This is a genomic window from Enterobacter sp. TCD1-1 (genome assembly GCF_020567405.1).
Taxonomy (GTDB): Bacteria; Pseudomonadota; Gammaproteobacteria; order Enterobacterales; family Enterobacteriaceae; genus Enterobacter; species Enterobacter quasiroggenkampii.
The window spans coordinates 559,920-572,346 of sequence record NZ_JAJCXF010000001.1 but is presented as its reverse complement, the minus strand read 5'-3'; the positions used below and the strand labels follow the sequence as shown (position 1 = coordinate 572,346).

The following is a 12,427-nucleotide window of genomic DNA, read 5'->3' as shown; positions in this document are numbered from 1 at the left end:
TGCGCATCGCCGGGCGGCGCTAACGCTTGCCCGGCCTACGGGTTGTAGAGGCCCGGTAAGCGATAGCGCCACCGGGCAGCAATACCAAACGCCGTTATTTACCGCTTTTCACTTTGGTCCACGCGCGGGTACGCACGCGGTCAATTTTTGGATCCTGAACTTTCAGGGTGAAGAGCTTGGCGAACACATCCGCTGGCGGATAGATAGCCGGGTTATTACGGATTTCTTCGCTCACCAGCGGCACGGAGGCCTTGTTACCGTTCGCATAGTAAACGTGGTCGCTGATGTGGGCGATAACCTCAGGACGCATCAGGTAGTTGAGGAACTGATACGCTTCGTCTTTGTTTTTCGCGTCAGCCGGCATCGCGAAGACGTCAAAGAAGGCCAGCGCCCCCTCCTTCGGAATGAAGTAAGAGACGTTCACGCCGTTTTTCGCCTCTTTCGCGCGGTTAGCCGCCTGCCATACGTCCCCTGCCCAGCCAATCGCGACGCAGATGTCGCCGTTTGCCAGGTCGTTAATGTACTGAGACGAGTGGAAGTAACGAATGTTTGGACGCAGCTTCAGCAGCAGATCGGTCGCCGGGCCGGTGTAATCATCCGCCTTATTGCTGTTCGGGTCTTTACCCAGGTAGTTCAGCACGGTCGCGAAAATCTCTTCCGGCGCATCGAGGAAGGAGACGCCGCAGCTTTTCAGCTTCTCAAGGTTTTCCGGCTTCAGCACCACGTCCCAGCTGTCCAGCTTCACGTCCGGGCCCAGCGCCGCCTTCACTTTATCGACGTTAAAGCCGATACCGGTGGTCGCCCAGAGATACGGCATCGCGTATTTGTTGTCCGGGTCGTGTTTGGCCACCAGCTTCAGCACTTCCGGATCGAGATTTTTCCAGTTCGGTAACTTGTTCTTATCCAGCGGCTGGAAGACGCCTGCCGTCAGCTGGCGCTCGAGGAAGCTTGCGGAAGGCACCACGAGGTCAAACCCGGTGCTGCCCGCCATCAGTTTTCCTTCCAGCACTTCGTTGGAATCGAACACGTCGTAGACCACTTTAATGCCGGTCTCTTTTTCGAAATTTGCGACCGTGTCCGGCGCAATATAGTCAGACCAGTTATAAACGTGCAGCGTTTTTTGTTCCGCAGCGAGCGTGCCGGCAGAGACGGCCATCAGAGCACCCGCAACCAGACCCGATAACCATTTTTTATTCAAGGCGATCATAGTGTTATTCCTTCTGAAAGCTCGTTAACAAACGAACTAAAACTGTGCAATCTGGATATATGCAAAAATCATGCATAGTTTGTCGCTCTGCTCAAAATAAAAAGAAACCTCTTTACCCGGCAGCTTCCGCTCGCTTTTTGAAGCATCGCAAGAATAACTGTAGCCCGTGTCTCCGGCTATAGCCCAGACGAAAAAACGCCTTTTATCAATTTTTTATGCAGGTTAAGTCTACGTGATAAGCCGAAACGGCCTTCAGGGAGGTGAATAATTCTTTAAAGGAAGGTTAAAAGCAGCAGAAAAAATGGCCTTCTGCAGCCGCCATGGCAGCGACTGCGCAAAAGTCAGACAGGCTTAGTGAAGAAAATTGGGAGATGCATCATTATTCTCTGCATCATCTTCCGCGCTATACAGCAGATGATGTGCATTGGCTTCCATCATGACCATCGAAATTTGCTCTTCGCTCAGGCGCATAAACCAGGCGAACTGCTTGAACGATAGCCCTGCCCCGGAGAATAAAGACTGGCAAACGACCAGTTTTGGCAGATTATCATCCTGTATGTCGAGAAATGCCTTCACCGTCAAAGAACTGGCATTGATGGCCGACAGGTCGGAGGCCAGCGCCAGCAGCGCGGACGGCTTCACTTCGGCCAGCGCGGAGAAAAGGATCACATCGTTAATCAGATCGATTTTGGCATCGAAAATGCCGTCGAAATTCTGCATATGAGGCAGATGCAGCGCCTGGCAGGAATCGCATTCGAAGAACGTAATTCCGGCATCATCAAGCCATTGACGTAACGTATCCAGTGTAGGTACGACCTGTAAATCCATCGCGATGCAGCCTCTTTAATAAAAACTTCGCATAGGGTACTCAAAAAGCGCGCGGTAATCCATTTAACCACCCGTTTTCAGACAGTAGCCCGGCGTCGCATGACGCTCGATCCATATGATCATTTTACCCGCAATATCGACCCCTGTGGTTTTTTCCACGCCTTCCAGTCCGGGCGAGGCGTTCACCTCCATGACCAGCGGCCCGCGCGTCGCCCGCAGCAGGTCTACACCCGCCACGTCCAGCCCCAGGGTTTGCGCGGCTTTCACCGCAATCTCCCGCTCGCGGTCGCTGATATCGGCTACACGCGCGACGCCGCCGCGGTGAAGGTTAGAGCGGAAATCGCCCTCTTTGGCCTGACGCTCAATGGCTGCCACCACCTCGTTACCCACCACAAAGCAGCGGATGTCGCGCCCTTTGGCCTCTTCGATATATTCCTGCACCAGAATGTGGGCATTCAGCCCGCGGAAGGCGTCAATCACGCTCTCCGCTGCCTGACGCGTCTCCGCCAGCACCACGCCAATGCCCTGGGTGCCTTCCACCAGCTTGATCACCAAAGGGGCGCCGCCCACCATGTCGATCAGATCGCTGGTGTCGTCCGGTGAATGGGCAATCCCCGTGACGGGGAGATCGATCCCCTGACGGGCAAGGAGCTGCAGCGAGCGCAGCTTGTCGCGGGCGCGGGAAATGGCGACGGATTCGTTGAGCGGATAGCTGCCCAGCATCTCGAACTGGCGCAGCGCGGCGGTGCCGTAGTAGGTAATCTGGGAGCCGATTCGGGGGATGACCGCATCAAAATGCGGCAGCTTGCGGCCTTTGTAGTGAATCGACGAGGCGGCCGGGTCGATATTCATATAACAGGACATCGGGTCGAGGATCTCAACCTGATGCCCGCGTTTCGCCGCCGCTTCTCTCAGGCGCTTACATGAATAGAGCGTTCCATCCCGGGACAATATGGCAATTTTCACCCTGCACCTCTCTGAAGACATGGAAAAAGCCTGCGTATCATATACGCAGGCAGGCGCAGGATAAATGGACTATCGCGTCGCCCAGCCCTGTTTGTGCAGATAATCAAGAATAAACGGGCGATTTTCTTTAATGATGGTGCGACGAATATGGTCAGTCCAGGTATCGCGACGGTTATTGCTACCGCGCGTCAGGTAGTAGTTTGCCAGCTCTTCATCGTATTGATTCAGGACATCCTGATCGACCGGCTGATAGTGGTTTTCATGCACCAGCATCGCCGCAGGAATGCGCGGCTTCAGATCCGGGTTATCCGCAGGCCAGCCGAGGCACAGGCCAAACAGCGGCAGCACGTGTTTTGGCAGCTTCAGCAGCTCGGTCACGCTTTCGATGTTGTTACGCAGGCCGCCGATGTAGACACCGCCTAACCCCAGCGACTCCGCCGCCGTGAAGGCGTTTTGCGCCATCAGCGCGGTATCCACCACGCCCAGCAGCAACTGTTCGGCCAGCCCGAGCTCGGCCTCAGGGCAGATCTGCAGATGACGGTTGAAGTCGGCGCAGAACACCCAGAACTCCGCCGCCTGAGCCACATGCTTCTGCCCGCCGGTCAGCGTCACCAGCTGCTCGCGCATGGCCGGGTCGGTGATGCGGATAATGGAGCTGCACTGCAGGAAGCTGGAGCTGGAGGTCGCCCTGGCGCTGTCAATAATCGCGGCACGCTGCGCCTCGGTAATCGGCTCATCGGTGAAGTGGCGAATGGAACGGTGGGAACGGAGCAGGTCAATCGTGGGTGTCATCTTGTCTCTCTTTGTCTTGCTTAATACGTATTGGAGCCAGTATAGGCAATGATTTGCGCGATGTAATTGGCGAAACATAGCCTGACTGTATCAAAGCGACAGGCGAAACCTTCTTTAATGGCGGCAGGTTATCGGGCACTATATGTCTTATTCGCCGTCAGGCTTGTTTTTTGAGGAGAGAGAAATGTTTGCAGTAATTTTTGGTCGTCCAGGGTGCCCATACTGTGTACGCGCGAAAGAGCTGGCTGAGAAACTGACCGAAGAGCGCGATGACTTCAACTTCCGCTACGTGGATATCCACGCGGAAGGCATCACGAAGGCGGATCTCGAAAAAACCGTCGGCAAGCCGGTTGAAACCGTACCGCAGATCTTCCTCGATCAGAAACACATCGGCGGCTGCACTGACTTTGAAGCCTACGCCAAAGAGCATTTGGGCCTGTTTGCCGCCCAGTAATGTGAAGACGCCCTCACCGAGAGGGCGTTTTTATTTGTGGTGCCGTCGGTTATGAAGCAGACTGCGCACAAATAAGTAGCAGAGCGCGCCAAGGGCGCACCAGAATACAGCGCTCATCAACCATGCCAGCTCCTGCCAGAAACTCCGCGTTGAGATATAGAGCAAGCGCATCAGCAGCAAACAGAGCGGCGCGGCCAGCATGGCACCCAGCAGCGGCTTCACCACCTCCCCTTTACGGGAGAGAAAACTGGCAGCAGCCCCCGGCAGCGTAAAAAAGAGCAGCCCCAGCTCCGGATGACCCGATGCCCTGAATGCCCCTTTCACGTTAAAAGCAAGCGACATGCATACGACCGTGAACAGCAAAAAGCAGCTGATCACCCCCGCCCAGTTTCGTTTAATGTTCAAACTATCCTCCTGACTTATCTCTATCAAATACACTTTCGTCGGGTAGACGCCCAGTCAGATAAAGCAATGCGGCAATCCTTGCCAAAGTACGCACAGGGTGATGCGATAATCAGTAGCTGTCAGTAGCTAATACGATTAAACTACACGCCAGCTAATGTTTTAGGGAATAAAGCAGGAAACAGGGAGCGTTAACGCCTTTCCCTGACCCAGAAAACAGTAGCCCAAAAAGTCCTTTCATTCAACAACTTACTGGTAAACAAGAAGTTAGCCTCCGTGAATATAAACGTCGCAGACTTGTTAAATGGGAATTACATCCTGTTATTATTTGTGGTACTGGCGCTGGGCCTTTGCCTGGGTAAATTGCGCCTGGGTTCAGTTCAACTTGGTAATTCCATTGGCGTTTTAGTCGTCTCCTTATTATTAGGCCAGCAGCACTTCAGCATTAACACGGACGCGCTGAACTTAGGTTTTATGCTGTTTATTTTTTGTGTTGGCGTGGAAGCAGGACCGAACTTTTTTTCAATTTTCTTCCGCGACGGCAAAAATTATCTGATGCTGGCGCTGGTAATGGTCGGCAGCGCGCTGCTGATCGCCTTAGGGCTGGGTAAACTGTTTGGCTGGGATATCGGGTTAACGGCCGGTATGCTGGCGGGCTCCATGACGTCCACCCCCGTGCTCGTGGGTGCCGGTGATACCCTGCGCCATTCCGGCATGGCCGGCGCGCAGCTTTCTACCGCACTCGACCACCTGAGCCTCGGCTATGCCCTGACCTATCTGATTGGTCTGGTGAGCCTGATTGTCGGCGCACGCTACCTGCCAAAACTGCAGCACCAGGATCTGCAGACCAGCGCCCAGCAAATCGCCCGCGAGCGCGGTCTGGATACCGACTCCAAACGTAAAGTCTATCTCCCGGTGATCCGCGCCTATCGCGTCGGGCCAGAGCTGGTTGCCTGGGCTGACGGCAAAAATCTGCGTGAGCTGGGGATTTATCGCCAGACGGGCTGCTACATCGAACGCATCCGCCGCAACGGCATTCTGGCGAACCCGGACGGCGACGCGGTGCTGCAGATGGGCGATGACATCGCGCTGGTGGGTTACCCGGACGCCCACGCTCGTCTCGATCCGAGCTTCCGTAACGGCAAAGAGGTGTTCGACCGCGACCTGCTCGACATGCGCATCGTCACCGAAGAGATCGTGGTGAAAAACCATAACGCCGTGGGCCGCCGCCTGGCGCAGCTGAAGCTGACCGACCACGGCTGCTTCCTCAACCGCGTGATCCGCAGCCAGATTGAGATGCCTATCGACGACAACGTGGTGCTCAACAAAGGCGACGTGCTGCAGGTCAGCGGCGACGCGCGTCGCGTGAAAACCGTGGCCGACCGCATCGGCTTTATCTCCATTCACAGCCAGGTCACCGACCTGCTGGCCTTCTGCGCCTTCTTTATCGTTGGCTTGATGATCGGGATGATCACCTTCCAGTTCAGCAACTTCAGCTTCGGCATCGGTAATGCCGCCGGTCTGCTTTTCGCCGGGATCATGCTGGGCTTCCTGCGAGCGAACCACCCGACCTTCGGCTACATTCCGCAGGGCGCGCTGAACATGGTGAAAGAGTTCGGTCTGATGGTCTTTATGGCGGGCGTGGGCTTAAGCGCGGGCAGCGGGATTGGTCACAGCCTCGGCGCCGTCGGCTGGCAGATGTTGGTTTCCGGACTTATCGTCAGCCTGGTGCCGGTGGTGATCTGCTTCCTGTTCGGTGCCTACGTGCTGCGCATGAACCGCGCCCTGCTCTTCGGGGCGATGATGGGGGCGCGTACCTGTGCACCTGCTATGGAAATCATCAGCGACACCGCGCGCAGCAACATCCCGGCGCTGGGCTATGCGGGCACGTATGCTATCGCTAACGTGCTGCTGACGCTGGCGGGTACGCTGATTATCATCATCTGGCCGGGACTCGGATAACTCCTAAGAATGCGCGTGGCGGAAAATATTTTTGTTACGCGCAGAACTTTTTTATAAGGGGGCAGTCATAACTAGTGCCACTGCTTTTCTTTGATGTCCCCAATTTGTGGAGCCCATCAACCCCGCCGTTTTGGTTCAAGGTTGATGGGTTTTTTGTTGTCTGAAAACTACCACTCTGTAAATTAATGCTTTATGCCTCCAGGTTCCCCTGCATAGCGACATCGTCGCGGCAGAACTTTTATATAGCTGTAACAGATAATAAAAAACCAGCCAGCGGCGGGTCTGTATCAGTCAGCTAATTGTTCCTGCAATTCTTCCGGATTTTGGAACGCGCCACTCAGTATTGAACTCATCGATTCGCACTTAAAGCTCCCGATAAATCGTATTTTGATTAAAAAAAATCAGGTCATTATCCTAAAAATCCCGTGCTTTTCATAAACATGATCTGCTTTGAACTTCCATATTAGTTACAGGCATACGCTGGAGCGGATAGAAACACTATGGAGGGGACAGGAATGCAGTTTTCAAGTTCAGTAATAGCAATACCGGTCTTAGGGAATGCAGCAAAAGATCGCACAATTGAACTGAAGTGCGAGGTCAGTAAGCATGTACCATTCTGAAGAGATCATCCGCCAGCTTCAGAGCCAAAAGATACTGGCCATGAAGCTGGACCAGGCGGTACGCGCGGTAGGTGAAGAAGTAAAGAGCCAGTTGAATAATATAGGTGCCGGTGCCCAACGCCTGCTGTACTACACCTCCTGCTTTACTGATGAATATTACGATGTATGCACCCGACAAAACCTGGAGGACGCTCGCTTCCGAAAGGGCATATTCCATCTCGTTTCTCGCTGGAACATCGTCTTTGACCTAATCAACACATACGTTGAGGAGCTGGTTAAGAATTATTCCCCGGCAGAATTATCAGCGATACAGCATGCTCTAATGCGCGCTAACGTTTATATATCCACCAGCACGCTAACCTCATATTCATTCTCTGCAGGTGTCACATCGACTGTTTGCCTTTATGTAACCCTTCCACCTTCAGGGTTAAAGGTCGTTTCAGGATTAACGGGCGCGGCTATTGGCGGGCTGGGGATATATGGGATTGTGCAACAGGCCGCTGACAGCGCTCATCGCTTGCAAGTGATGCATCCTGCCTACTATCAAGCGTTGTACCTGCGAGAACTGGAAATGATGTATTTCCTGGTGGAACCTGCTTTTATGCGCGCGGGCGTGCTAACGCAGCAATGGACTGACAGTCAAAGCCCTTATGATGCTGCTGACACTATCCTGAAGCTCATGGGCAGGCACTAATGGGCTTTCTAAGACGCTGGCTCAAATCTCAGGCCCAGTTTTTCTTCTGGACTTATATACCCATCATCCTCGCGTTCATTTTTGGCTATGTCCTTGACGTTTACTTCCCTGAGGTTAGCCAGGGATTCATCCTCCTGTTTTACCTGGTCACACTGGGGCTGGTTTACTGGATATGGCATTGAGGACCATAAAAGCTTCACGTTTGCTAATAAGGAAATGACATGTCTACACCCGCACATCTCTGGCTTGAGGACGAGAACGGCTCGCCAATTGTTGGTAGCTGCATGATGCCCACCCGTCATGGTTCCATAGAACTGAAATCGTTCTCACATGGCGTAACCATTCCGGTTGACCCAAGTTGGGGCAAGCTCACCGGCACGCGCGTCCATCGCCCTATTACGATAATCAAAGAATTTGATCAGACTACCCCACTTCTTTACCGAGCCGTGTGCGAAGGGCGAGTGATGAAGAAGGGGATTATTAAGATGTACCGTATTCTGGAGTCTGGTATCGAGGCCGAATATTTCAATATCGTGATGGAAAACGTTAAGTTCACGACAGTGGCACCCTTCCTGACCCCTAACGGGATGAGCAGCACCCATCTTGAAACGCTCGAATTGCGTTATGAAGCCATCTCGTGGAAGTACACGGAGGGGAATATCATTTACCGTGACACCTGGAACGATCGCTGTTGCGCCTGAGCGCAGAAGAGTGTTGAAAGTGAGCAGATAAAAAGAGACCGTTCCAGGGGACGGTTTCTTTCTCATGACTGTCAGGATTGCTCCGGGCAAGCCATAAAGACTTTTTTGACCTTCTACAAGCCCTCCCTGAGTTTTTCTATCCTTGCTGCTTTTTCCTCTTCTCTCGCCAGCTATAAACATATATGATTTAATGAATATGACAAAAGACATTCAGGATGACCGAATGCTCCACCCACTCCACCTCTTCAAAACCCTCTCCGACGAAACGCGGCTCGCCATCGTCATGCTGCTCCGTGAGGCAGGAGAACTGTGCGTCTGCGATCTCTGCGCCGCGACCGCCGAATCTCAGCCGAAGGTCTCACGCCACATGGCCCTGCTCCGCGAGTCCGGGCTGGTGATCGACCGTCGCGAGGGTAAGTGGGTCCATTACCGTCTCTCTCCCAACATGCCTGCATGGGCGGCAGCCGTTATCGACACCAGCTGGAACTGCCTGCGGGAAGAGACGCGCATGAAGCTGAAAAACCGGCTTCCGGGTTCGTGCTAATCAAACACATTCACAAAAACAGATATAACGGAGTAAACAATGTTTCTGGCTGGGGCTATTTTTCTGTTTACGCTGGTATTGGTCATCTGGCAGCCCAAAGGACTGAGTATTGGCTGGAGCGCGACCATCGGCGCCGTGCTGGCGCTGGCCAGCGGCGTGATTCACATTAACGATATACCGGTAGTCTGGAATATCGTCTGGAACGCTACGGCAACGTTCATCGCCGTCATCATCATCAGCCTGCTGCTGGATGAGTCCGGCTTTTTCGAGTGGGCGGCGCTGCACGTCGCCCGCTGGGGGAACGGTCGCGGGCGATTGCTGTTTACCTGGATTATCCTTCTGGGCGCAGCCGTCGCGGCGCTGTTTGCCAATGACGGCGCAGCGCTGATCCTGACGCCTATCGTTATCGCCATGCTGCTGGCACTGGGGTTCAGCAAGCAGGCCACGCTGGCGTTTGTGATGGCGGCAGGTTTTATCGCCGATACCGCCAGCCTGCCGCTGATTGTGTCGAACCTGGTCAACATCGTCTCGGCAGACTTCTTCACGCTGGGGTTCAGTGAATATGCCTCGGTGATGATTCCCGTTGATGTCGCCGCGATTGCCGCAACGCTGGTCATGCTCCATCTGTTCTTCCGCAACGAAATCCCGCCGGAATATGACCTGGCGAAACTGCGTGAGCCTGCACGCGCGATAAACGATCTTCCAACGTTCAGAACCGGCTGGATCGTGCTGCTCCTTCTTCTCGTCGGTTTCTTTGTGCTGGAGCCGCTGGGTATTCCGGTCAGCGCCATTGCGACTGCGGGCGCGCTGGTTTTGTTTGCCGTTGCAAAACGCGGACATGCGATAAATACCGGAAAAGTGCTGCGCGGCGCACCGTGGCAGATCGTGATCTTCTCGTTGGGGATGTATCTGGTGGTGTATGGCCTGCGCAATGCCGGGCTGACGGACTCTCTCACAGGCGTACTGAATAGCCTGGCCGGGCACGGATTGTGGGCCACCACGCTGGGTACCGGGTTCATCACCGCGTTTCTGTCATCCATAATGAACAATATGCCCACGGTGCTGATTGGCGCGCTCTCAATTGAGGGCAGCACAGCAACGGGATTGATTAAGGAGGCGATGATTTACGCCAACGTGATTGGCTGCGATCTGGGCCCGAAAATCACGCCTATCGGCAGCCTCGCCACCCTGCTCTGGCTCCACGTGCTGGCGCAGAAAAACATGACGATCACCTGGGGTTACTATTTCCGGACGGGCATCATCATGACGCTGCCGGTCCTGTTTGTGACGCTCGCCGCGCTGGCGCTACGTCTCTCCTTCACACTGTAATGAGCCACTGATATGAGCCACATCACCATTTACCACAACCCCGCCTGCGGCACCTCGCGCAACACGCTGGAGATGATCCGCAACAGCGGCACGGAGCCAGAGATTATCCTCTATCTGGAAACCCCGCCGTCGCGCGATGCGCTGACCACCCTGATTGCCGATATGGGCATTTCGGTGCGGGATCTGCTGCGTAAAAACGTGGAGCCCTATGAACAGCTCGGCCTTGCCGACGATAGCTTCACCGACGACCAGCTAATCGAGTTTATGTTGCAATACCCGATTCTGATTAACCGTCCGATCGTGGTCACACCGCTGGGCACCCGCCTGTGCCGCCCGTCTGAAGTCGTCCTCGACATTCTGCCGGATGCGCAGAAAGGGGCATTTACGAAAGAAGATGGCGAAGCGGTGGTGGACGCCAGCGGGAAAAAAATCTCACAAAAGTAACCCATTGATAATGGCACGGTAAGATCTGCCAACCGCATACCCCGCCCAACGGCTGAGTTGCATCCGCCGAAACCCGGCACATACTGTTGAGGGTTAAGTCTGGTGAGGGTATGCAGGCATGGGTCTTAAAAACAAAACCGCCGTCATCTTCGGCGGCAGCGGCGCCATCGGCAGCGCTGCGGCACACGCTCTTGCGCGTGAAGGCGCGGAGGTGTATCTCGCCGCACGCACCCACGCCAGGCTGGAGCAGGCCGCCAGCAGCATTCGCGCCGCTGGCGGTTCTGCCAGCACGTTTGTTTTCGATGCGCTTGAGGAGTCCTCGCCGCTCCCCGACCTTGCCCGCATTGATATCGTCGTCAACGCCACGGGCTTTATGCACGATCAGGGCAAACGTCTTGAGGCATTAACGCTCGGCGAATTCCGTCAGGGCTTCGACCCTTTCCTGGCCGCGTACTTTAACATTGCGAAAGCCGTGTCATCCCGCATGGGCGGCGAGCATGGCGGGACCATAATTACCGTCGTCGCCCCCGCCGCAAACATGGCGATGGCGGGCCACCTCGGACATATCGTCGGCTGCGCGGGAACGGAAGCCTTTACCCGGGCGCTTGCGGCTGAGCTGGGGACTCAAAATATTCGTGTGCTGTGTCTGCGCTCGCACGCAATAGCCGACGCGGTGCAGGCGGGTTCGTATGTGGGGGCCATTTTCGCCGCCAAGGCGCAGGCGATGGGGATAACGGTCGGGCAGTTTCTCGGCGGCGCCGCGCAAAGCACCCTGACGCATCGCCTGCCGACGCTAGCGCAGGTAGCAGACACGATTGCGTTTCTGGCTTCAGATGCGGCCAGCGCCATCACGGGAACCACAGTCAATATGACCGCCGGTGCAACCTAGCTCTCGCCCGCAATCCTGCCCACCATGGCCCGGATCTCTTGGCGGGTTAAGGGCGTCCGGTCAGTGACGTAGTGCAGCGTCATCCCTTCGATAAACGCATCCAGCGCGCGGGTGGTAACCGGGTCGAACCACTGCTCCAGCGTGGTCTGGCTCATCTTCATCCAGTCCTGCATCACCGTTTTGAGCGCCGCGCTGCGGTGCATAAAGGCGTAAAGCTGATACATCAGCGCCATGTTGTGCGGCGTGGTCACCTGTGAGCTGTGGATCAGGGTAGTGATGGATTCGCACGCCATTTCCGGCCCGGTGACGCCCGCAAAGAAATCCCGGTACTGCTGCGACATCTGGCGGGTAAACCACGTGAAGGCCTCCTCCAGCAGCGGCTCCATACCGTCGAAATAGTAGGTCATCGACCCCAGCGGCACGCCCGCGCAGGTGGCGATTTTACGGTGCGTGACGGCGTGAATACCGTGTTCAGCAATGGTGTCGAGCGTCGCCTGCAGGATTTTCTCCCGGCGATGCGGATCGTTGGGTGGTCTGCTCATCAATTCCTCACCTGTGTTTGTGTACAAATGTACACAAACTTGCTAGTGTTGTC

General features: G+C 55.1%; 14 protein-coding genes. 8 read left to right on the top strand and 6 right to left on the bottom strand.

The genetic code is table 11. The features are described from left to right. Window positions 1-94: 94 nt before the first annotated feature. From potF to nfsA, 4 genes are all read right to left on the bottom strand, one after another. Window positions 95-1,207, bottom strand: coding sequence for a spermidine/putrescine ABC transporter substrate-binding protein PotF (potF, locus tag LJA86_RS02765; protein WP_229225595.1), 1,113 nt, complete (start codon window positions 1,205-1,207; stop codon window positions 95-97). Between the two features lie 351 nt (window positions 1,208-1,558). Continuing rightward, entirely contained in the window at window positions 1,559-2,035 is a 477-nt protein-coding gene (locus tag LJA86_RS02760) for a YbjN domain-containing protein (protein WP_003858385.1), read from the bottom strand. A gap of 63 nt (window positions 2,036-2,098) precedes the next feature. Next, window positions 2,099-3,001: a 30S ribosomal protein S6--L-glutamate ligase gene (rimK, locus tag LJA86_RS02755; RefSeq protein WP_223540195.1), complete on the bottom strand. Its 903-nt coding sequence runs from the start codon at window positions 2,999-3,001 to the stop codon at window positions 2,099-2,101. Between the two features lie 69 nt (window positions 3,002-3,070). Then, window positions 3,071-3,793: a nitroreductase NfsA gene (gene nfsA / locus LJA86_RS02750; protein WP_045908437.1), complete on the bottom strand. Its 723-nt coding sequence runs from the start codon at window positions 3,791-3,793 to the stop codon at window positions 3,071-3,073. Window positions 3,794-3,977: 184 nt separating this feature from the next. Between nfsA and LJA86_RS02745 the strand changes: the two genes are divergently transcribed. Further along, a complete protein-coding gene (locus tag LJA86_RS02745) occupies window positions 3,978-4,247 on the top strand; it encodes a GrxA family glutaredoxin (RefSeq protein ID WP_006809455.1) in 270 nt (89 codons plus the stop codon). Window positions 4,248-4,277: 30 nt separating this feature from the next. Here LJA86_RS02745 and LJA86_RS02740 read toward each other — a convergent pair whose 3' ends face one another. Then, window positions 4,278-4,652: an inner membrane protein YbjM gene (locus LJA86_RS02740; RefSeq protein ID WP_048222222.1), complete on the bottom strand. Its 375-nt coding sequence runs from the start codon at window positions 4,650-4,652 to the stop codon at window positions 4,278-4,280. 273 nt (window positions 4,653-4,925) lie between these two features. Here LJA86_RS02740 and LJA86_RS02735 point away from each other — a divergent pair, with 273 nt between their 5' ends. The 7 genes from LJA86_RS02735 to LJA86_RS02705 all read left to right on the top strand — a co-directional run bounded on the left by LJA86_RS02735 (window position 4,926) and on the right by LJA86_RS02705 (window position 11,832). After that, on the top strand, window positions 4,926-6,611 hold the full coding sequence (locus LJA86_RS02735) for an aspartate:alanine antiporter (RefSeq protein ID WP_014169303.1): 1,686 nt from the start codon (window positions 4,926-4,928) through the stop codon (window positions 6,609-6,611). Window positions 6,612-7,217: 606 nt separating this feature from the next. After that, a complete protein-coding gene (locus tag LJA86_RS02730; RefSeq protein WP_229225593.1) occupies window positions 7,218-7,925 on the top strand; it encodes a hypothetical protein in 708 nt (235 codons plus the stop codon). A gap of 221 nt (window positions 7,926-8,146) precedes the next feature. Beyond that, a complete protein-coding gene (locus tag LJA86_RS02725) occupies window positions 8,147-8,626 on the top strand; it encodes an Hcp family type VI secretion system effector (protein WP_021240935.1) in 480 nt (159 codons plus the stop codon). 223 nt (window positions 8,627-8,849) lie between these two features. Then, window positions 8,850-9,170 (top strand): metalloregulator ArsR/SmtB family transcription factor, encoded by a 321-nt coding sequence (locus LJA86_RS02720; protein WP_008503437.1) that lies wholly within the window; start codon window positions 8,850-8,852, stop codon window positions 9,168-9,170. A gap of 39 nt (window positions 9,171-9,209) precedes the next feature. Next, window positions 9,210-10,499, top strand: a complete 1,290-nt coding sequence (locus LJA86_RS02715) for an arsenic transporter (protein WP_229225592.1) — start codon at window positions 9,210-9,212, stop codon at window positions 10,497-10,499. A gap of 12 nt (window positions 10,500-10,511) precedes the next feature. Continuing rightward, a complete protein-coding gene (gene arsC / locus LJA86_RS02710) occupies window positions 10,512-10,943 on the top strand; it encodes a glutaredoxin-dependent arsenate reductase (RefSeq protein ID WP_229225589.1) in 432 nt (143 codons plus the stop codon). Window positions 10,944-11,061: 118 nt separating this feature from the next. Further along, window positions 11,062-11,832 carry an SDR family NAD(P)-dependent oxidoreductase gene (locus LJA86_RS02705; RefSeq protein ID WP_229225588.1) on the top strand — a complete coding sequence of 257 codons (771 nt, stop codon included), beginning with the start codon at window positions 11,062-11,064 and terminating at the stop codon, window positions 11,830-11,832. Here LJA86_RS02705 and LJA86_RS02700 read toward each other — a convergent pair. After that, the gene (locus LJA86_RS02700; protein ID WP_229225587.1) at window positions 11,829-12,374 is read right to left on the bottom strand and encodes a TetR/AcrR family transcriptional regulator; all 546 of its coding nucleotides are present in this window, start codon (window positions 12,372-12,374) and stop codon (window positions 11,829-11,831) included. The genes LJA86_RS02705 and LJA86_RS02700 overlap by 4 nt on opposite strands. Between the last annotated feature and the right edge of the window lie 53 nt (window positions 12,375-12,427).